We start from the raw sequence: 22,060 nt of genomic DNA on the forward strand, positions 1-22,060 counted from the left end.
CCACTTTCTTATGAATCTTACCACTGTGTATATCCAACGCTCCCGCGACATCTTAACCACCATCGAAGCACAGGCGCAGGCCATAGAACAAGCCGCTAGCTGGTTTAGCCAGACTATTCTGGCCGGACGCATGGTTCACCTCTTTGGCAGCGGCCACAGCCGGATCATGGTGGAGGAAATGTGGCCCCGCTACGGGTCGTTTGCGGGTTTTAACCCCATCGTTGAGCTGTCGCTTTCGTTTCACAACCTCGTGGTTGGGGCCAACGGACAGCGGCAGGCCATGTTTTTGGAAAACGTACCGGGTCTGGCCGGGCGTATCCTCCGTAATTACGATCTCTCCAATCTGGATTCGGCGCTGGTCATCTCGTCCAGCGGATGCAATGTAGTACCCATCGAAATGGCCGAACTGTTTCAGCAGCACGGTGTAAAAGTAGTCGCGCTGGTTACGAAACAACATGCCGAAAAAAGTATCAGCAAACGGCCCGACGGCAAAAAACTTAGCGATTTCGCCGACCTGATTCTGGATACGGGAGCACCCGTTGGCGACGCGATGATCACCGTTCCGGGGCTCGATACATCTGTTGCTCCCGGCTCAACGGTGGGTGGTGCCGTGTTGGTCAACTGCATCAAAGCTGAAACCGCCCGATTGCTCACCGAAGCCGGGCGTCCGCCAAAAGTCTTATCTGCAGCCAACGTAGTTGGTACCGAGCGGGCGGTTTCTTTATTCGAAAGCGCCTATGATGAGCACGCCCACCGGCTCGCCAAACTGTATCAAAACGTCGGTATACCGTCCTACGTTAGCGAGCAGGGAGAAACTCCAACGCCCAAACAGCTATGATGAACCGTCGCTCTTTTCTAGGAACAGCAGCCGGGTCGCTGGCACTCGCTCAACAGGCGTCGCTGGCGGGCATGCCCCACCAAAAACCGGTTGTGAGTGCTCACGTATGGGTTTTCTCGTCCGACCTGCCCAAATACGATTGTTTTTCGGTGCTTGATAAGGTGTTTGCCGATGTGAAGTACGCCGGGTTTGACGGCATCGAATTGATGGATGTTGCCTTGCGCCACGATGATTCCGTCTCGAAAATTGGCGACCTCATTCAGCAGACGGGCGTGTCGCTGATCGGGGCATCGCATGGGCAGAGCATGTGGGACAAAAACAAACAGGCCGAAAATGTAGATAATGCTGGGAAAGTCATCGAACGAATTGCCAAACTAAACGGGCGGGTATTGGGCCTATCGGTTGGAGATGCCCGACGCAAAAAGACGCCCGAAGAGTTTGACGTACAGGCCGAGACGTTGAAACAGATTCAGACCATCGGCAAACAATACAAGGTCGTTCCGAACCTGCACAACCATACTTACGAGGTGGCCGATGGGCTTTATGACCTGACAAATAGCCTGCAACGGGTACCCGACATCGCCCTCGGCCCCGACCTCGACTGGCTCTTTCAGGCGAAAGTAGACGTGCCTACGTTCCTGAAAACCTACGCCGATAAAATCGTGTACATGCACCTGCGCGACCACCTTTGGACGGGCGTCTGGTCGGAAGCACTGGGCGAAGGCATTATGGATTTCGGGGCGATTGCCCACCAGTTAAAGCAGCTTGGTTTTTCAGGCGATATGACTGTTGAGCTAGCCTTTCCCGCTGGTTTCAAGCCTACCCGCCCCATCCGCGAGAGCCTGAAAATGAGTCGACAAGTAGTGAAAAAACAGTTTGGCGTATAAGTTATGGCAACCGTTTTCAATCATCTCCACCTGCTGCTACTGGCCGAAACCGATGTTTTGGTGATCGGCGCGGGTTCGGCGGGCTGCGTGGCGGCCCTGTCGGCTGCGTCCCAGGATCAAACCTTATCGGTGATGCTGGTCGAGCGGTACGGGTTTCCGGGGGGCTCATCTACCCAGATGCTCGACACATTCTACGGCTTTTTTACGCCCGGCGCTACGTCCCGCAACGGCGGACCGCGCAAAATCGTGGGCGGCTGGCCCGACCGCATCGTCAACGAACTGGATAAAGTGGGCGCGGTGTTTCTGCGGCCCAATACCTACGGGGCCGGAACCGGAGTGAATTATAACCCCGAACGGCTGAAACTCGTCTGGGATCAACTGATTCAGCAGCAGGGAATTCGGTATTTACTGCACACAACGCTGGTCGACGTAGCCACCGAAGGGGAGCGGTATGCCTGTATTTTCTGGAATAAAAGCGGGTTTCAAAAAGTGCTGGCCCGGCGGGTCATCGACGCATCGGGCGATGCCGATTTCTGTCATCTGGCGGGATTTGCCTACGAAATCGCCGGGCAGCATGAACCCGCCCAAAGCCTGACGACGACCTTTCGCATGAGCAATGTGGAACTGGACGAGTACGAACGAGCGGGCGGGAAGAAGATGCTGGCTATCAAAATGCAGGAGGCCGTTACCAGCGGACGGCACCCGCTGCCCCGCAAAGAAGGGTCGGCCCACGAGATGAACGCCCAAAAGTGTATCTCAACCGTGGCTGTCAAAGTAGCTGGGCTTTCGGCGTTGAATACTGACGAACTCACCCAGGCGGAGGTGGAAGGACGACGGCAGGCATTCGTCTACGAGAACTTTTTTCGGGACGACGTGCCCGGTTATCAAAACGCCAATATCATCGGGCTGTCGCAACAGATCGGCGTTCGCGAGACCCGGCGGGTGTACGGCGAACACCGCCTGACGAAAGAGGAATGCCTGGCCGGGCTCCTGCCCGACGACCGTATTTTTCTTTGCGGAGCCCCCATCGAAGACCACCGGCACGGAGCCGACGGGGCCGACGAAACCTATTGGGAGTACATTCCCGGTTCGGGGGTTTACGGCGTTCCCTACGGGACGATTGTACCCAAAGGGAGCCAGTCGGTTTGGGTCGTAGGCCGCTGTTTTTCGGCCACGCACGATGCCCATGCCTCGTGCCGGTCGATGGCGCAAACCATGTCGATGGGGCAGGCGGCCGGATTGGCGGCTGTGCAATCTCTACAAAACAACGAAGCGGCTAATGCGCTGAATGTGAGTCAGCTTCAGCAAAGCCTACGCACGCTGGGGGCCATATTGAATATCCCGCATGCCGTGGCCGATACGTCGCGAAATGGCTGGCGAAACAACGTAGTGCCGCAGACAGAAAACACCGTTTAGCACTAACCTGATCTACGTTAAGTACTCAAGTCTAAATAGCCTAGGTTATTTTTTGTCATGCTGAGGCACGAAGCATCTTCGGTACTTGGATTGGTGTTGCTACCGAAGATGCTTCGTGCCTCAGCATGACAAAAAAATCTCAATTGAAAATACGCTACTGTAAATTAGCCGTAGTACTTATGTCCTTTATTCGAACCGTTTTGGGCGATATTCTGTCCGCGCAGGCGGGTATCACCTACGCCCATGAGCACCTCATTATCGAGGAAAGTTTTCCAACGCTGGCCAACCCGGATTTTTTGCTGAACGATGTCGACAAGGTATCGGCCGAACTGACCGACGTATACGCGGCTGGTGGCCGAACGATGGTCGATACCATGCCCGCTAACTGCGGTCGGAACGTGCTGAAACTGGCGGAGGTATCGCGCCGAACAGGCATCCAAATCGTGGTGCCAACGGGCATTCACCTCGAACAATATTACCCGAAATCCCACTGGCGGTATCAGTATTCCGAAGATCAGTTGACGCGCCTGTTCATCGCCGATGTGATGGACGGGATTGACCGGTACGATTACAATGGGCCGGTCATCGAGCGAACGCCACACAAAGCGGGGATGATTAAACTGGCCACCGGCGACGATCCCATCACGCCCCATCAGGAGTTGATTTTTCGGGCTGTCGTCAATACCCACCGCGAAACGGGCGTACCCATTCTGACCCATACCAACGCGGGCCGTCATGCCCTGGCACAAGCCAAATTGTTCGACAAACTCGGGGCTGATCTGAGGCATGTGGTCATCTCGCACGTAGATCGCTGTCAGGACATAGCGTATCATCGGGAGTTGTTGAAAACCAGCGTTCGGGTTGAATTCGACAGCGCCTTTCGGTGGAAAAAAGAGCAGGAAAACGGGACATACCGGCTGCTGGAACTGCTGCTGCCCGATTTTCCGGATCAGATAACGGCCGGGATGGATGCCGCCCGAAACACGTACTGGCGCTCCTACGGCGGCTCGCCGGGCCTGACCTACCTGCTCACCACCTTCCGCGACGAACTCGACCGACGCGGGTTGAGCGAGTACTGGAACCGCCTGATGATTGATAACCCAACGGCTTTGTACAGTTTTAGTAACGCCTAAAACAATGCAAACAATGGCTAATTCTAAAAATAATCTCCTGTTAATCAATTAGTTAATCCAGTGGTTTTTTGTCATCCCGACGTCAGGAGGCATCTTCGGGTGAGACGAAATCTCCCAACCTACCGAATATCCTTCCTGTCGTCGGGATAACAAAAACCCATCCTAATTAACTGTCTGATTTGTAGATATTTACTTTTTAAGTTAGCCATTATTTATGTTAAAACGCCGGAATCGGTGTGGTCATCCGGCTAAAACCGGGAATAACGAACCCATTATCTGTTTGACAGCTAAGGAACGGTTAACTTCATGAAATCAGTGTTTCTGTTAATGATCGGGCTTCTGGTAGGTCAACAAACAGTCTGTGCCCAGCCGATTGGGTCTTGGGGACTGTCGGCAAAAGGACTACCCATCTATCAGTATATGGGCTCCTTACCGTTTACCGCTAAGGACAACAACGGCCAGGATGCCAATCTGCCGGAAAATCCCTACTTCCTGTTGGGCAATTACCGCATGACGTTATTGCCCCACGTGAGCGGGACCTATCAGTTGTTAACGGCCGAAAGAGCCTGGACCCGAGTGAATGCCGCATCCCAAACCAATTATGGCTGGAATGATGCCCATATCGTACTTAGAGACGGCCAGACTTCTAAAACGTAGCGCTGGTTGGGCTCAAGTCAATAGCGGCTGATCCGGCAGCGGTACAAAAAGTAGTGGGTGTGGGCTTTGCTAAGTACACGCATCAGCTACCCAGTAGGGTGAGTTGCACCCGAATTCTATCTGTTAAACCTTTCAACACCGGAAATCCCGCTTTTGTGGTAACGGTTGTCTTGAAAAACAGCGGCAACGATACCCGTGAATTCGTGTACACCGAGCGTATGCTGGTCAATTTTGTGCTAAACGGCACCCAGTATACCGACAAAGCGAAACGCCCGCTTTCCTATAAGGCTACCATGCGAATCGATCCGAAGAAGCAACTGGCTATTGCGGACATCACGTACACACCCAATGCATTTCTGGTGCTGCCGAACCCCACCCAAAGCTACAGTTACGATGTCGATCCACCCTCGGTGTTCATGTACGCCGACCATTCTCGTGTCGATTATCAGTCAACAGTAACGGCGGAAGGCGATATGTTATCAACAACCGTAAACGCATCCTTGAAGCCCGGCCAGACCATTCGGTTCAACGTGGTGATCGGACTAACAACCGGCCACGGCCCGGCCAGCTTTGGGCAGGTGGAAACGCAGGTGGCCGACCTGTTTCAGGGCGCCAGCCTGAGCGACCCATCGGAGGGAGTATTCGTGTCGCAGTGGAAAGCTAAACTGCCCGACCTGTCGACGGAGAAAAACGATATTTTCAAGCGGGAAATGCTCTGGAATGCCCACATGATCGAAGCATCGGCCAAATACAGCGCTTATTATCAGGAAACATTCATCCCGCAGGGAACGGTCTACAGCTATTATTTTGGCGATAATATCTCGAATCGGGATCATTTGCAGGCGGTCCTGGCGGCCTGCTACACCAATCCGGCGTTGGCCAAATCCATTTTGCGCTACGTGATCAAGCACTCAGGCCCTGATGGAGAGATCAAGCGGGGCAATACCGGGTTTGGGTACTCGGCTCCCTCGATATACAAAGAAAGTGACGAGCAGTTATTTTTCTTTTATGCCCTCGCCGAATACCTGCTGATCACCAAAGATTACCCATTTCTGAATGAGCTGGTTGCTTTTTACCCGGCCGAAGCGGGTAAGAAAGAGACGGTGCTGACGATGGTGAAAACGTATTTTGTCTACCTGCGCGATGAAATAGAGGTAGGTCCAAACGGGTTGATGAAGATGCTGAATTCCGATTGGAGTGACAGCTTTTTTCATGATTATTCCCCCAACATCTACGCCGGTTCGGCGGAGTCGCATCTCAACTCGGTACTGGTGCTGGCCACTTTTCCTAAACTGATCACTGCCCTGACAAACTCAAAAAACAAGGAAGCTTCCTCACTGGTGACGGCGTTGACGGACTATCAGACCAGTATTGAGCAAGCGTATCTTCACGATCTGGGTGATCGAAAATTTTCGGCCAGGGCTTATCTAAGTCGTTCCTTACGATTCGGAGTCGATAACGTTTGTCTGGAACCGCAGGGGTATCTGTTGCAGGTACCGGGCTTGTCGGTCGCGCGAAAAAAAGAGATTTACGACTACGTAAAAAGTAAAGTACTGGCACCGGAAAAGATTGGTATGCGAACCCGGGAGCGGTCCTTATGGGGGCGCCACCCCGATGGCGAGGATGGTGGCATCTGGTTTTCCCTGGAGTACCCCGTGCTGCTCGGTGTGGCAACCTTCGATAAAGACGAAGCCTGGTCGTTGCTGATGAAGTTTTCGTTTCACAACTATGCCATCCAGTATCCGTCGTACTGGATGGGTCAGTGGACCGCTGCCGATGAAGTCAACTCCACCTTGTATCGGGAAGGCCTGTATGCTTTCTGGGTACCCTCGACCGATTTGAAACGGGCCTTTCAGGGCTACTGTTCGCATCCCCATACGTGGCCGTTATTCTGTTATTTCAAGTTGAAGGCGATGTAGGCTACAGCGGCCAAGGTGCCCAAAGCACCGTTCTCAATGCGGATTCGACAATTGAAAGGGACATTTAACTGAACGATTTCCTTAATAACCCGTCCTAGGAAACATTGACCGTTGTCTGATCCTGAAATCGCTCTATTGTGCGAGTACCATTGAATACACAGGACAACTGGAATAGGCAGCTTGATGCTTTTTACTTACCTTGTTTTGACTTCATAACCAAGCTCATCAACCTATAAATGGTACGTATCAGTCCTTCCTGAAATCTGGGCTGTAATGGATTATGCCTTCCCAAGAGGTATTTGTTGAATTAACTGGCGATCTCCCAGCGAGAATCCCGTATAATAAAATCTTGATTCACCCATCCATTCCCTGAAGTCAGTTTGTGCTTCTAATCAGCCAAAACCATGGGAAAGCCAACCGCAGACTTGCCAATCGTTAATCCCCATGCCGGCGGGATTGACATCGGCTCCCGTAACCATTGGGTAGCCGTCGATCAGAATAAGGAAAACGTCCAATCCTTTGGCGGTTATAGGCACGACCACTAGCTTCTCATTGATCATCTACGGCAGTATGAGAAATTTTATCATTCTTGAACTGCTCCGGCAGCCCGGTTGAAGCCTAAGCTTTTCAGGTAATGTTTTACCTTGTTCGGCAATAGAATACAAACCGACTGATCCGTTTGATAGAGGTGCCAGGCTACAGCTTCATGGAGACGCCTGTCAACTCCATCACATAGCGGAGTGGCAATCCTTCCGCTTTTTTACAATGCTTACTAACCCAGTGCTCTAACTGAGCAAAAGCAGCTAGTTTGTTGGCCACTTTTGTCGACCCTTTGACAACAACTCGGCCGTCAGTGTCGATCACTGACAGGCAGATCGCACGGGCGACCCGGTTGAAGCGACTCTTTACTGATGTCGAGTCCGACACAATAGCGTAGCAGTGCCATAGGAAAGAGGATAAGGAATGAATACGCTGGTTGACCGACGGCCTTCTCCCGCTGTTGCATATGGATGCCAGATCGTAACAAGAGGTTACGTCTATGGGTACTGTTGGAGCTACAGGGAAAAGACAAGCTAGCCAGAGCAACCAGCGGTGCAGTATCGTTGGGACGTACTATCGGCGGAACTCAGGGTGCTGACTAGCTTTGTCAGACCTTACTTAAAAATTGTACTTTTTCTGATAAGATCAACTGAAAACAAAGATATGTACGGTGGTCCGTTCGGAGCATAGGTCTATGATTCCTCGACTGCCCGATAGGTACCTTACTCAGGTTGACTGTTGGCAAGCTACCCAATCTTAATCTTGGTTTCTTACTTAGTCCCCCAAGCCTAAAGGGCGGCCCGGCAAACAGTCAGCAAAGGCTTCCGACGCTTGCCTTTGCTATCTCGTTCTCACGAAGGTTAAAGACCGTTTGGTTCGAACCGCCGATGCGGCCAGACTTTTTTCTGATCGGCACATTTAAGCGCATGGGCGCCCCCGTCTTTTTCAGCGGTCTCAATTATTGTATTGAGTGCCAGGATCAACAAGTTGGCTTACTGTAGAGTCTGCTCCAACTCTTCATTTCGCTGTTTCAAGGCGCCCATGTCGCGCTTTTGTGCTAGCTTCATGGCGGGTAAAGTTAGCAGGTCGGTCTGCATCTTCTGGCAGTAAAGTTGGACCCAACTGCGAATCGTGTATCTACTGTGAATCGTGTATCTACTGTGAATACCCAAATCCGTCATCACCTAGCTAATTTCTTCTCTGCCGAAGAGGATGCGAAAAAGGGCGGTTTCTCTAAGTTGTTCGCTACACTGGAAATGGTTCAACAGGTCGCGAATGTGGTCTTGCATAGTTGTCGTTTTTGGTGAAAATTGACAACCTATATCAGGTTAAGACACGGGTTAAAAAAATTGACAAGTGAGTCAACGAACAATCTCGTTATTTAAAAAAAGTAATCCGATTTCATTGCCGCCTTTAATCCAGGCATCTTTTTCTATATTTACCGAAGCCGCCCTAAGTATCTCTGCTTCATGTATTTAATAAGTAGATAACTGAATAGCAAAACTTTTGTATATACCATAATTTATTGTATGACTACTGTCTCAACGCCTAAAAGCTGGCTAAACTCGCTAATCTGGCGAATGTTAGTACAACCAGCTCCTAAGGATCAGGTGCTAGTTCATGGGTTGCTTTGGATTGCCGTAACACTATTTCAGTTGTACATACATACCTGGATATTGAAGGGCGCTCCTTGGCAGGCTTATCTGACTGTAATGCTATTTGATTTGCCCACCATAATCATTAGTTACTACCTATTCGCATCAGTTGGCTTACCCAAATTATATAGCGGCAAAAGGTTATGGGTAGTTGTGTGTCTAGGGCTAATTTATACGTTGAATACACTGGCCAATTATGTTTTGTATAACTGGATTGCCAATACATATCACATTCTAACCACAGTACCCAAAGCTTTTGGCAATGATGGTTTTCTACACGCGCTTTTTGGCAAAAATACATTATTAATAAACTGGTCATTTACGCTGTCAACTTTAGCCATACCAGTTGCGGGCAAAATAGTCAAAGACATGCTGATGGTGCGTACCAAGGCTGCCGAACTTGAGCGTGACAACCTCAAATTAGAACTACAATTTCTACAGTCCCAAATTCAGCCGCACTTCATTTTGAATTCGCTTAACAGTGTCTATTCGATGGTAGCCGGAACGAACGACGAAGCGGGGAGTGTCGTGCTGCGTTTGTCGCAAATGCTCCGCTACGCTTTGTATGAAACTGCGAATCCAACTATTTCACTTGTACGTGAAATGGAATTTCTACAGGAGTACATTGGCTTAGAAGCGATTCGACAGCACGAGCGCACAACTTTGTCTTTCCATCATGATGGCCCATTGGAGCCGTTTCAAATACCGCCCATGTTGCTGGTAACGTTTGTTGAAAATGCATTCAAACACGGTATTAATTCAACCTATCGACAGGCTTGGGCCGACATCCGGCTGAAGACAACTGATGCAGGTAACCTACATTTCCGAGTGGAGAACTCAAAACCTTCGGATAAGATCCGGCGTAACGCAACAAAAAGGCCCGTGGGCGTTGGTATCATCAATACCCAACGGCGGCTGAACCTGCTGTTTCCAGACCGGTATACGCTGACCATTAGCGACGAAGCCGATACATTTACCGTGGATTTGACGCTGCAACTTAAGCCGGAAACACTAACCGAATCCCTTAACGTTATCCATACTAACATTAATAAGTAATCATATGAAAAATACTACCTATTCCTGCCTTATCGTTGACGATGAACCACTGGCCCAGAACCTCATCGAGAAATTTATTTTCCGGTTCTCAACTCTCCGCCTAATTGGCAAGGCCAACCACGCGATTGCCGCCATCGAAGCTATTCAGCAAAATCGCCCCGACATTGTATTCTTAGACATTACGATGCCCGAAATGACGGGTTTCGAGTTGCTTCAGACACTAACTGCCAACCGCCCGCAAATTATCATGACCACGGCGCATACCGAATTAGCAATAGACGGATATGCGTACGATGTAACAGATTATCTAATTAAGCCCATTCCCTTTGATCAATTCCTGCGGGCCGTTAACCGAGCTATTGATCGAATAAATGGTACCAATACACCCGTAATAGCAGACCATAAACCTATTGAGGAGCAATATTTCTGGATTAAAGAGGGTACTAAACTGTTGCAGATCAATACTGAAGACGTGGTATTTATGGAGGGATTGAAAGACTATGTCAAGGTGCATTTAGCCGACCGAGTGGTTGTTACATACCTCACTATGACCAAGATGGAGGAATTGCTGCCAAAAGGTCAATTTCTTCGCATTAACAGGTCGTTCTTGGTTCGTAAGAAAGCGATCAAAGCCATTTATGGCAATACAATTGAAACGCTTACTAAGCAAGAACTTATCATCGGGCAAACCTACCGCTCCGCCGTGCTGGAGTCATTACGGAATACGTTTATTGGCCGTGCCATTCCGGAGTGAAAGTTATATGTTTATTTGGTCGAGTATTTTCTCGAGTTAGTCTAAATATGTTGATTGTTGATTCCGTGAAGTTTACATTCAATCAGTAAACATAACTAAAGCACTAACCTTTCCAAACCAATGAAAACTAATCTCAATATGTCAATGGCATTAACATTAAACAAGAAGCGCATTTCCTGTTTGACTAAAACGCATAAAGGAATTGACAAAATGAAATCTACTACGACTTGGCCAACACATTTGTGGTAAAGCATTAATCAACAGCAAAATGTTGTGGTTGATTCGAGTAGTCAATTGCCGCGACCCGTTTCTAATTCCACTCAATCAGCACAGGCACCAGATCTAATAGTCTGATGCCTGCTTTTTTATAAACGAGACCATGTTGATTAACGCACTTAATTTTTATGTACTACGTGTTCCTGCCTTGCCTTTATTAATAGTGGCACCTGTCCAGGAGCAGTCCAACATTCAACTACAGTCGTTGTGGGACGATGGCAAACTTAGTGAGGCTCTTTTTGTGAGTTCTCCATCGTTGCACCAACAAATTACTGATCATCTGTGCACAAAGGGCTGGCCACTCCCCTCCAACCTGCATCGAACGCTTTGGAAATATGCTCTGCGCATGAGCACCCGGGCTACGCCGTTCGGGTTGATGGCGGGCTGCTCAGTGGGAACCGTAACCAAAACGACGCAAGTGACCTTCGACACACAAACACGCTTCGTCCCGCACCATCGACTTGATATTGTCTGCGTGGCCCAAATCGTCCGAGAACTTGTGAAAAAGCCAGCGATTAGATCCCAACTGCGGTTCTTTCCAACTAATGCTTCCTACCTCGTTGGCGACGAATTACGATACATAGAGCATGATGATACGGGTTCTGAGCGACACTATTTTACGGCGTCTGTGACAGCCTCTGCCCCGTTAATGGCCGTATTACAACGGGCCCAAACTGGGGCGACGCCTGCTCAATTGGCTGAGCCGTTAATGACCGCTGGTATTAATTCAGCCACCGCGGCCACATTTGTGGACCAACTCATTGAGCAGCAGCTATTGGTTAGTGATCTTGAACCTATGTTGACTGGCCCTTCCCTGCTGACGCAATTACAAAGTCGCTTACAGCAGTTAGTGGGAACAGACTTGCTGGTAGAGAACCTGGCGGATGTGGAGACTCAACTAGCAACAGGGGGCATAAACGCCAGCATGACGTATCGGACTGTTCAGCAAGCGCTTACCCGGAATTTTTCAGTTTCCTCACCGCAGCCTCTAATTCAGACTGACTCCTTCGTCAATACATCCGTTAACCAACTTAATCGACGCGTTTTGCAAACCATTCTTGGGCAAGTAGAGCGGTTACTGCCATTAAACCGCCCTCGCCAGAATGCGAAGTTGGTGAGCTTTGCGCAGCGTTTTAGAGATCGCTACGAAGACCGTACTGTACCGCTGTTGGTGGCGTTGGATGCCGAGCTTGGCATTGGATACGCTGAAGCCGTTGGCGCAACATCCGATTACTCGTTCCTGTTAGATGGACTTACGTTCGCCACAACGCCTGAACCAAATGCTGTTACTTGGGGTCGTCACGAGAACCTATTGGTGGAAGTGCTGAGTCGGGCTCTGTGCGGGCGCCAGTTATCCGTTGAACTGAAAGACGACGATATAGCGCCATTAAACACGACTGACGCGTCAACACTACCCTGTAGTTTTTATCTGTTCGGTAACCTGCTGGGTACGTCGCCCGAAGCAGTGGACCAGGGCGATTTTCAGTTCAATCTGTTAGCTGCAGAGGGGCCGTCTGCGGCTAATCTGCTGGGGCGATTTGGCTCTCATTCGCCTAGCTTGACGGATCACGTACGTAGCTGCCTACAGCGCGAGGAGCAGCAACGGCCCGACGTTATTTATGCTGAAATTATTCACTGGCCCAGCAACCGAGTGGGCAATATTTTACAGCGGCCAATCCTGCGCCAGTTCGAGATTCCGCTCGTCAGCCGGGCGTCAGTCGGCGAAGGCAATCAATTGATGATGAGCGATTTATTGGTTTCTGTGCGCTCCGACGGTCGGGTCTGTTTGTGGTCGAAACGGCACCAGAAAGAAGTTATTCCCCGGCTGTCTACAGCTCACAATTATCGAGCTGGCTTGAGCCTTTATCAGTTCTTGGCCGACTTGCAGCGGCAGGACTGTTCGTTGAGTTTGTACTGGGATTGGGGTCCACTCCGCGATCAGATTTTTTTACCCCGCATTACTTATCGAAACCTGATCCTAAGCCGGGCACGGTGGACATTGCGTTCGAAGACCCTACCACTTTTGTCAACCGACGTTTTGATTAGCCACCTCCGCACAGTTCATCAGTTGCCCCGTTGGGTTGCCCTTGCAGATGGAGACAATGAGCTGGTGCTCGACCTGGAAACGGACCTGGGCCAGCAGTTGCTGGCCGACGAAGTCCGGCGGCAACCGACCGTACATTTAGTGGAATGGGTGACTACGCCGGAGCAGAGCTGGTTACGCGACGGGCAGGGAGCCTACGTGAACGAAGTGGTTATCCCCTGCGAGTTACTCCCATCTCCCCTTAAGAAAGCGGCTTTTGTTAGGCCAATAAACCAGCAATACGGTATAGACCTACCGGTTCAAGAGTCAGTAGGCCGCTCATTTCACCCTGGCAGCGAGTGGCTGTACATTAAATTATATTCGGGCGTTCAAATCGCGGACGAGCTTCTGAAGGAATTGATTTTTCCATTTGTGCAGAAACTACTGGCAGAGGGTACGGTGCAAAACTGGTTCTTTATCCGGTATGCCGATCCAGACCCTCATCTTAGGTTACGGCTTCAGGGCACGACTCTTAAGTTCCATGGTCAAGTTCTCGACCGGTTGCATGAATGGACAGAACCGTACCGGAAATCGGGAGTTATCTATCGAGTGCAGATCGATACATACGAACGCGAACTTGACCGGTACGGAGCCTCCATCATAACCGAAACAGAAAGCATATTTGGAGCCGATAGTTGGGCTACGTTGCGTTATTTAGCACAGGAAGCTGACCCTGCTGATCGTTGGCAATTCGCTCTTCAAAGCTGCGATACCTTATTAGTCGATTTTGAGTTGGGTAATCAGGAGAAGGCCAGTCTGCTACGGCAATTGCAGGAACAGTTTCTGGCCGAACATCAGGCTGATCGTACGCTACGGCAACAACTCAATGCCCGTTTTCGGTCCGAACATGAACAGATAACGCTCAGCCTTTCCAATTGCTCACCTACGGCTTATGAATCAATGGCTATCCTAGCGGAAAGGTCGGTACGGCTGCGTTCCCTAGTCCGGTGCATCATGAAAAAACGAAGCACCTCAGTTGATCACCCCTCGTTATCAGACCTGTTGGCCTCGTACCTCCACATGAATTTAAACCGCCTTTTTGCTTCTCAACAACGGACGCAGGAAATGGTGATCTATCATTTTTTAGCCCGTTATTACGAGTCGTACCAAGCTCGTCAGTTAATTAAATAGGTGTTTGAGCGGATGCATTTCGTGTTCTGTCGAGTATTTGCCATAGTTGATCTAATTGTTTTGTCCAATCCGTTAGGCTACCCTAAACTTAGGTCAGCAACTTTAAATCAACCCAAATACACCATGAAATCAAGCTGGAAAAACTATTTACAAAAAGTGACCCGTAATCCAATGACAAGACGGATCTCCGGAAAGGATGTAGAATTGGTTTCTGATGAACTTGCACTTGAAGTGCGGGGGGGCGATAAAGATTACTCGCCTACATACGAACATATAGTAGATAAACAACAAAAGTTTACTGACCCGTCAATTCTGCTTAAGCTATAATTGAATGCCATCAATCAACGTATATAGCTAACCGTAAATCCCATGAACTGGAAAAATATATTTTCGTTGCCGAAACGAAAAAAGATTCGCAAAAAGATTATCGAACACCTTAGCCAGCCAGGCAGCTCCATTGATTCCAGTCAGGTGACGGGTGGTACGGATACAATGCCGGGACAGCCGGAAGTTGGATGGTTAAAAAGCGAAACGTCGAATACGCCTAAGTTTTGAAACACCCTCTGTTTACGCAATAAGATGAAACGTCGCCAGCCGCGCATTCGGGGGCTGGTACTAAAAGTAGCCAGCCGTTGCAACCTCAATTGCTCCTACTGCTACATATATAATCAGGATGATACGACTTACCGGGAGCAGCCTCGGCTGATGACTAATGCAACGGTTGAGTTGTTAATCAGCCGGGTGAGTGATTACTGCCGTCTGCATCGAATAAGAACTTTTCAGTTTATTTTCCATGGAGGGGAGCCACTACTGGCCCCCATCTCGTTCTACGAGCAGTTTATTAGTCAAGTTAAGCAATTTCTTCCATCCTATACCAGTGTTCACTATGCCCTGCAAACCAACGGGGTACTGCTCACCAACGAATGGTGCCAGTCTTTAGGCGAATTAGCTATTCGAGTAGGCATCAGCATTGACGGTCCGGCGGCTGTTCATGATATTCACCGGATCGATCATTCAGGTCGTGGCTCCTATGCCGCCGTTGTGGCGGGCCTGCGCAGGGCACAAGAACATCCCGCGTTTCGCTACCATCCGGGGGTGCTAGTAGTCATTGATCCAACCACCCAGCCTGAGGCTTTTCTGGAGCACTTCGTCGGGATGAACGTGCAGTCGCTTAATCTACTCCTGCCCGACGGAACGCATCACAAGTTGCCACCACATCACTACCCTGACAAACGACGAACGCCCTACGGCGACTGGCTCATCCGTCTCTTCGATGCGTGGTTATTGATACCATCAGCTACGCGCCTACGCATTCGCTTTTTTCAGCAAATTATGAACCTGATTCTGGGCTTCATAGAAACGACTGAAGCGATTGGCCGCATCCGTGCTCTATTTTTGGTTATCGAAACGGATGGCAGCATCGAAGCTGAAGATTCGCTAAAGGTATGCCAGCCGCGCATCACGAAAGAAGGTATGCACCTGCGAACGCACTCACTGGAATCAGCATTGGCAGCCCCGCTTATTGCCCAGTGTGCTGAGAGTCACCGAACCCTACCTACGGCCTGTCGACGCTGCCCTGTTCGCGAGGTGTGTGGCGGAGGTTTTTTGGTCCATCGGTATCACCCGGTCAGTGGCTTCGACAATCCTTCGGTCTACTGCCATGATCTGTTAAAATTGATCACCCACATTCAAAACCGGTTACTGGCCCTGTTGCCACCATCACTACAGGCAGAAGCGGGCGTTCAAACTCTCTCCTTTGAGCAGGCGCTGATCCTACTGAACCAGAGAAAGAGCAAGCGAATAGCCGGGTTGGACGAGTAATAGGTAGGGTTGGTCTAAAGATTTTCCAAGGCTCAAAATAAGGGTGCAATTTCCTAATGTCAAAGCGACGCGGAGCGGCATGAAGGCGCCACAAGTGCTTACCTCTGTAATACTAAACAAGCTAACTTTTCAATAATCATGGCAAGCAAATCACTTTCAAACATTATTAATCAGCTGAAAGATGGTGTGAATGAGTCAGGGGAGGGCTTCAGCGAATTAACCCCTGAAGAAGCAGAAGAACTCGCCGGCGGAACCGATGTCAACATTGGTTGTCCCAAGAATACAGGCTGTGGACCCAACTCAGGCTGCGGTGGAACACCCAAGTAACTAATATCAAGGATCACTTGTGCATTATTGAGTAGTGTACAAGTGGTCTTGGTAGGCACTTGTGAGAAAAAGAACGGCAACCCATAAAATCGATTCACGTATCTGTTTATGTCTACTATGAAGCAAAAATCGCTAATTGATGTGCTCAATCAGTTGAATACACTAGAGCAAAAAGGGTTTGCCGAAATCACGCCTGAAGAAGCCGTAGAAATTGAGGGCGGAACCGTCAACGGAGGGTGTCCTATCTCTAGTCCCATTAATATGGGTTGTCCTGGTAACTCGGCCTGCGGCAGTAGCCCCAATTAAGTACTGTCAGGAACCGCTTGTGTAGCCTCTAATCGTACGTATACAAGTGAGCCTGGTTAACACTGCTGAGAGTAGAACAGCAAATCAAAGAATCCGTTCAGTTATCTAACTAACTCTAACAGGAACCATAACTAACTATTTGATAGGCTTAATCAATTGAATACACCGGAAGAGAATGAGCAGGAAGAGTTTGTCGAAATTATGCCTGAAGAAGCCTAAAAACTGGCTGGGGACATAATAAACGTAAGGCAAACCGGTTGTGGCCCTGATACAGGGTGCCCTAAAAGCTGAAACGGATGGGCTAGTAATTTACCGATAAGTAATCTATCGGCTCGTCATAAGGATTTATTTACCCAATCATTTGTAAAAACCTGCCTTGTCATGAATTTCAAACGCTCCCATTACATCGTTGCAACGGATACGATAGCAGGCTTCATTCCAAAACGAGTACTGCTGGCCACACGTACCGCCCGCGTACTGGTCATCACCGAAGCACTCTACCAAAAACTTGAGCGCGAGGCATGGGATGAGATGCACGACAATGATTTTGATAAGTTACGTCAAATAGAAGCCATTGTGCCTGCTTCCGAATATGAACTCCGGTTGATTATTGACCGGAACAAGGCCGCCGTGGCCGATAGCCGAACGCTCTATCACGTCATCCAGCCAACGGCTATGTGCCAGCTTGGGTGTGGCTACTGTGGTCAACGGCACACCAAAGACTACATCGGCGGCAATGCAGCTGAGCGGATTCTGGAACGTATCGAAAGTAAGTTTACTCTCAAGCCTTATAACCACGTTGAGATTGCCTGGTTTGGCGGAGAGCCGCTCATGGCGTACGCCCAGATTCGCGAATTGACCCCAAAAATTCAAGAAATGGCCAATCGACATGGCTGCACTTACAGTGCCAAGCTGGTCACGAATGGCTTGAGTCTAAAGGAGCCGATTTTTCTGGAACTTGTCCGAAAATACGGCATCAACACTATAGAGGTAACTCTCGATGGTACAGCCGAGTACCACGATGCTCGTCGGCACACCAAAGAGGGATTGTCAACTTTCAAACTGATTTTTCAGAACCTCGTCAAAATTTATAATCGTTCTGACTTTAAAGAACTGGGCTGCTCCATTTCAATTCGGTGTAATGTAGATGAGCGAAATAACGAAAGTGTGGTGTCATTGATCCGACTATTGGCCGACCATAATCTACAGGACAAAATTTCTTATTTCTATGTGGCGCCGATCCATTCCTGGGGCAACGATGCCCATAAACTCTCGCTCGAAAAGCAAGCATTTGCTGATCAGGAGATTGACTGGCTCATCGAGCAGTTTAAACAGGGATTTTCACCGGGACTCGTTCCTAAACTGAATCCGGAGGTCTGCCTATCAGTCACGCCCGATGCTGAGGTGTTCGATGCGTTTGGCAATGTGTTCGACTGCACTGAGGTGCCCTATGTGGAGGCTTACGAAAATACCGAATACATACTTGGCAACGTCAATAACGGGCTGGAGTCGCTGTCGTCGCACCGGGAGTTATTAAGTTTCAACGACGAAATTTTGGCAGGCAAATATTCCTGTTCAAGCTGCCCGATGCTGCCCGTTTGCGGCGGAGGTTGTCCTAAATCGTGGCGTGAGAACATTGCAGCCTGCCCGACCAATAAGTTCAATATCAAGGATAAACTGCTCATGCATTACGCAATGCGGAAGAATGGTAAAGAAGAGTTTATAGCCCTGTCGGCCAAATCCTAAGCCCTCCCCATGAACATGATTCATCCCCCTTTTTCGGTTGCAGATTGGGAAGCGTTAACCGCTTCCCTATTGACATATCAACCGCCTTCCTGGCAAGGTTCCGAAAAGGCTGACTCTGAGTCATTTACAGGTATTCTTACTTTGCTAAGCAGACAAAAGGCTGGTTCGTACTGGCGTACAGTTAATTACCTCTGGGACCGATATGATGGTGGACTTAAATATGCACGGCAGGGAAAGCTTAGTAGTGCCGAGCAGGTCTTTGCCGAAGCCGATACGACTCGCAAGCCCTTTGTTAAAATAGCAATGCTAGATCAGTTGATTGATGTGTTAGCCTTACCAGCAATAGCTTATCTGCGCTATAAGCAGGAAAAGTATGACGAAGCGGAGCATTTGCTGATCAAATCCATCGATAGTGATGCCGAGCTGCTAGCCGAGGACATTTACATTTTGACCTATCACCGGGTGCAGCAATTGCACAACCTGGCCCGGCTGCTATTTCAACAGGGTCGGCTGAACGAGGGAGCTCAGATGATTGCTATGGCTCTGAAATTCTTGGTGTATCGGCAGGTACCAGCTGTTGGTAACGGCAAGGGATGGTTGGATGAGAAAGCCTATCTAATTCCCAGTCAACTCCGTTATAGTATGCTCTGGCAATTGACCATCGAGACAGTCGGTATATTTCTGATGTATCCTACCGAGTGGGACACCTTAAGCCAGCTTGCTTTCGGCAACATGACCTACTGGGATGCCCAGACACCAGACGAAACTAGGATGCTGGCTTGGTTCACGTTAATCGAGCCGGGTCACAGCGATTACTGGCAAATCAACGTGTTGGGGCTTATTACGTTCCTGACCACCAGCCCGTCTTTATTAGACCAATTGAAAATGGCCCTGATTCTGCAGATTGTAGCTACCAGCAATCAATCTTCGCTGGTGGCTTCGGGACTTCCGGAGAGCATTGAGAATTTCATGAATCAACTTCAGCTTAGTCAGTCTCAACGGGAAAGTTGTTCATTATTTGTTAATCAGTTACTTATTCGGTCGCTATAAACCCGGTTGCAGAATCATCTTCTTTGCTAAACCGAAATTATCATGGAAGCAAAAACGCACATTTGGATAAGTTTCTGGTTAGTGTTGGGAATGTTAAGTGGGGTTAAGGCTCAATCTACAGTAAATGGCATCGTTCACGACAGCAAAGGTAAACCCGTTGAGTTTGCGAGTGTAGTGTTAACCTTCTTAACCGACTCAACACAAACTAAAGGCGTGCTGACCGATACTCTGGGCGGATTTGAACTAACGGGCCTTAGGCCAGGTATGTATCGACTTCGGGTCTCGTCGGTTGGTTTCAGGGGATATGATAAACCAGCCATACAGTTAACAGACTCGATCACACATATGGGCGAAATCAGGCTGCTCGATGAAGCCAAACTATTACAGGATGTTGTGGTCAGGGGTGAACGACCGGTCGTTGAGCGTAGCTTGGGAAAACTGATTCTTAACGTCTCAAACTCCTTCTTCAAAACGGCGGCTTCGGCCTTTGACGTACTCAAAAGGGCACCCGGCTTACGAATTGATCCACAAGGAGGTATTACAATAAAAGGGTCAGTCACGCCCGTAGTGTATATTGATGGCAAACAACTGCCGCTAACGGCCGAGGAGTTAAAAAACCTGCCATCCGAAGATATTGAGCAGGTAGAGATTATGAGCAATGCCTCAGCGCAGTATGATGGAGAAACCCGGGCAGTAATCAATATCAGGCTAAAGCGCGACAAAACGCTCGGGCTGAGAGGCAGCTCTTATGCGGGCGCTTCTGTAAACCGATATTACGGCGGCTACGAACTGGGCGGAAGCGCTACTTACAAAACAAAAAAACTTACCTATTATGGACGCGCAGGGTACTACGAAGGCAATGATTTCCTGCACGAAGTGGGCAAGCGAATTGTGCAAACGACTTCCGAACGCAACGTATTCAGCAGCGATGCCTTCACGCGCTGGCGCAACCGCCCTCTGTCTTATCAGGCATCCATTGATTATTCGCTTACTAAGAACCATCTGGTCGGAATCATGGCGCGTGGCCTGACAAACCAACAGAATGACTTCACCGATAATATAACCCGAATTACGACCTCTCCAACGGGCGCAGCTACGTCCTCTCAACTAGACCTGCCCACCGAGACGCGGACGACTACGATGCCTACAAATCTGGCTGTTGATCTAAATTATCGGGGCACGCTTAATTCCACGGGTGATCAGGTTTCTGTCAACCTCGATTATGCCCGCTATCAGACCGTAAAAACGCAGACCTTGCGCACCCGCTATACTGGTGACATGATAGCCTCTATCTCGTTCCCCTCCCTGTTGCTGGGTCAGTTTCCATCAACCATGAGCATTCAATCCTTAAAGGCCGATTATACGCACTTGGTCGACAAGACCATGAAAATAGACCTCGGGGCTAAACTAAGCCAGACGAAGACCGATAGTGAACTGATCTATGATACCCTGTCGGCAGCAGGAGCGTTAGGGCGCGATCCTCGTCGCAGCAATCATTTTTTGTACAAAGAGCGCATCGTCGCGGCCTATGCGCTGGTCGAAAAGAAACTGGGCAAAACCAACGTTGAAGCAGCTCTGCGCGTTGAGAATACGGTTGCTGAAGGAAATTCACTGACGCTCGATAATGTGGTAAAACGGAATTTTATCCGGTGGCTGCCTAGCCTACAGGTCCAACACAAGTTCGACGACGAAAATAGTCTTTCCTTTTCTTACTCCCGCAAACTCCGGCGTCCTACGTTCTACGAATTGAACCCCTTTCAGTTTTATACCAGCCCGTTTGAATTTTCAGAAGGTAATCCGTTTTTACTGCCTGCCACCCGCAGTTCGACCGAACTGGCCTATACACTCAAAGAGATCACTCTAACGGCCACCTACCGGGTCGACCGGAATCTGATTGCCCAAATGCCCATTCAGGATGAAGCGACGAAGGTGATTCGCTACACGCGCACGAATCTGGACAAAAGCCAGTTGGTGACATTCGATGTGACAGCTCCGCTGGCGATTAGGAAATGGTGGAAGACGCAGCATAGTGCCGTTGCCTACTATATCCGAACCGCGTCGGTATTCGATGGAGGCAGTTTCGACAACCGGGCTTGGAGTTTTATTCTGAATGGACAGCATGTATTCTCGCTGCCTCGCGGCTACACCCTCGAATGCGCTTACGATTATAGCGCCCCCAGCGCCAATCAGTTTTACCGGTCTATTGCCTACGGCACGGTGTCATTCGGTTTGCAGAAGAACGTACTGAAAGGGGCTGGGTCGATTCAGGCCAACTTTGCCGATGCCTTTAATTTATATCGGGAAAACTTCTATGGGATTTTCCAGGATGTTAACGTTTCAACTACCCAGACGCGAAACATACAACAGGCCTCTATTCGATTTACATACAACTTCGGGCGATCCACATTTTCGCGTAAGAGCCGGGTGTCAGGAAGTTCAGACGAAGAAAATCGTGCACGCTAATA

Annotated in this window: 19 protein-coding genes; 18 read left to right on the plus strand and 1 reads right to left on the minus strand. The window is 49.4% G+C overall.

Going from position 1 to position 22,060, the window contains the following annotated elements; translation table 11 throughout:
- Positions 1 to 10: 10 nt before the first annotated feature.
- From ACYVEA_RS09420 to ACYVEA_RS09450, 7 genes are all read left to right on the plus strand, one after another.
- A complete protein-coding gene (locus ACYVEA_RS09420; RefSeq protein ID WP_461113177.1) occupies positions 11 to 838 on the plus strand; it encodes a sugar isomerase domain-containing protein in 828 nt (275 codons plus the stop codon).
- Positions 835 to 1,725 (plus strand): sugar phosphate isomerase/epimerase family protein, encoded by an 891-nt coding sequence (locus ACYVEA_RS09425; protein ID WP_461113178.1) that lies wholly within the window; start codon positions 835 to 837, stop codon positions 1,723 to 1,725. Before ACYVEA_RS09420 ends, ACYVEA_RS09425 begins: the two co-directional genes overlap by 4 nt.
- A 3-nt stretch (positions 1,726 to 1,728) precedes the next feature.
- On the plus strand, positions 1,729 to 3,141 hold the full coding sequence (locus ACYVEA_RS09430) for an FAD-dependent oxidoreductase (protein ID WP_461113179.1): 1,413 nt from the start codon (positions 1,729 to 1,731) through the stop codon (positions 3,139 to 3,141).
- Between the two features lie 179 nt (positions 3,142 to 3,320).
- A complete protein-coding gene (locus tag ACYVEA_RS09435; RefSeq protein ID WP_461113180.1) occupies positions 3,321 to 4,274 on the plus strand; it encodes a phosphotriesterase family protein in 954 nt (317 codons plus the stop codon).
- Between the two features lie 306 nt (positions 4,275 to 4,580).
- Positions 4,581 to 4,931, plus strand: coding sequence for a hypothetical protein (locus ACYVEA_RS09440; RefSeq protein WP_461113181.1), 351 nt, complete (start codon positions 4,581 to 4,583; stop codon positions 4,929 to 4,931).
- Positions 4,932 to 5,029: 98 nt separating this feature from the next.
- Positions 5,030 to 6,850 carry a hypothetical protein gene (locus tag ACYVEA_RS09445; RefSeq protein WP_461113182.1) on the plus strand — a complete coding sequence of 607 codons (1,821 nt, stop codon included), beginning with the start codon at positions 5,030 to 5,032 and terminating at the stop codon, positions 6,848 to 6,850.
- A gap of 404 nt (positions 6,851 to 7,254) precedes the next feature.
- Entirely contained in the window at positions 7,255 to 7,395 is a 141-nt protein-coding gene (locus ACYVEA_RS09450; RefSeq protein WP_461113183.1) for a hypothetical protein, read from the plus strand.
- 151 nt (positions 7,396 to 7,546) lie between these two features.
- On the opposite strand, the gene ACYVEA_RS09455 is transcribed toward ACYVEA_RS09450, so the two are convergent.
- Positions 7,547 to 7,777: a hypothetical protein gene (locus ACYVEA_RS09455; RefSeq protein ID WP_461113184.1), complete on the minus strand. Its 231-nt coding sequence runs from the start codon at positions 7,775 to 7,777 to the stop codon at positions 7,547 to 7,549.
- A gap of 1,142 nt (positions 7,778 to 8,919) precedes the next feature.
- Between ACYVEA_RS09455 and ACYVEA_RS09460 the strand changes: the two genes are divergently transcribed.
- The 11 genes from ACYVEA_RS09460 to ACYVEA_RS09510 all read left to right on the plus strand — a co-directional run bounded on the left by ACYVEA_RS09460 (position 8,920) and on the right by ACYVEA_RS09510 (position 22,058).
- Complete coding sequence (locus ACYVEA_RS09460; protein WP_461113185.1) at positions 8,920 to 10,101, plus strand: sensor histidine kinase; 1,182 nt, start codon at positions 8,920 to 8,922, stop codon at positions 10,099 to 10,101.
- Positions 10,102 to 10,105: 4 nt separating this feature from the next.
- Entirely contained in the window at positions 10,106 to 10,855 is a 750-nt protein-coding gene (locus tag ACYVEA_RS09465; RefSeq protein ID WP_461113186.1) for a LytR/AlgR family response regulator transcription factor, read from the plus strand.
- 379 nt (positions 10,856 to 11,234) lie between these two features.
- The gene (locus ACYVEA_RS09470; RefSeq protein ID WP_461113187.1) at positions 11,235 to 14,345 is read left to right on the plus strand and encodes a lantibiotic dehydratase; all 3,111 of its coding nucleotides are present in this window, start codon (positions 11,235 to 11,237) and stop codon (positions 14,343 to 14,345) included.
- A gap of 123 nt (positions 14,346 to 14,468) precedes the next feature.
- Entirely contained in the window at positions 14,469 to 14,672 is a 204-nt protein-coding gene (locus ACYVEA_RS09475) for a hypothetical protein (RefSeq protein ID WP_461113188.1), read from the plus strand.
- 42 nt (positions 14,673 to 14,714) lie between these two features.
- A complete protein-coding gene (locus ACYVEA_RS09480) occupies positions 14,715 to 14,900 on the plus strand; it encodes a hypothetical protein (protein ID WP_461113189.1) in 186 nt (61 codons plus the stop codon).
- Between the two features lie 24 nt (positions 14,901 to 14,924).
- Positions 14,925 to 16,166 (plus strand): radical SAM protein, encoded by a 1,242-nt coding sequence (locus ACYVEA_RS09485; protein WP_461113190.1) that lies wholly within the window; start codon positions 14,925 to 14,927, stop codon positions 16,164 to 16,166.
- Positions 16,167 to 16,304: 138 nt separating this feature from the next.
- On the plus strand, positions 16,305 to 16,493 hold the full coding sequence (locus tag ACYVEA_RS09490) for a hypothetical protein (protein WP_461113191.1): 189 nt from the start codon (positions 16,305 to 16,307) through the stop codon (positions 16,491 to 16,493).
- A 117-nt stretch (positions 16,494 to 16,610) separates the two neighbouring features.
- Positions 16,611 to 16,799: a hypothetical protein gene (locus ACYVEA_RS09495; RefSeq protein ID WP_461113192.1), complete on the plus strand. Its 189-nt coding sequence runs from the start codon at positions 16,611 to 16,613 to the stop codon at positions 16,797 to 16,799.
- Positions 16,800 to 17,180: 381 nt separating this feature from the next.
- Complete coding sequence (locus tag ACYVEA_RS09500) at positions 17,181 to 18,545, plus strand: radical SAM protein (protein ID WP_461113193.1); 1,365 nt, start codon at positions 17,181 to 17,183, stop codon at positions 18,543 to 18,545.
- A 15-nt stretch (positions 18,546 to 18,560) separates the two neighbouring features.
- Positions 18,561 to 19,595: a tetratricopeptide repeat protein gene (locus tag ACYVEA_RS09505; protein WP_461113194.1), complete on the plus strand. Its 1,035-nt coding sequence runs from the start codon at positions 18,561 to 18,563 to the stop codon at positions 19,593 to 19,595.
- Between the two features lie 42 nt (positions 19,596 to 19,637).
- Positions 19,638 to 22,058, plus strand: coding sequence for a TonB-dependent receptor domain-containing protein (locus ACYVEA_RS09510; RefSeq protein WP_461113195.1), 2,421 nt, complete (start codon positions 19,638 to 19,640; stop codon positions 22,056 to 22,058).
- The last annotated feature ends 2 nt before the right edge of the window (positions 22,059 to 22,060 follow it).

The sequence above is a fragment of the Spirosoma jeollabukense genome (assembly GCF_054777855.1).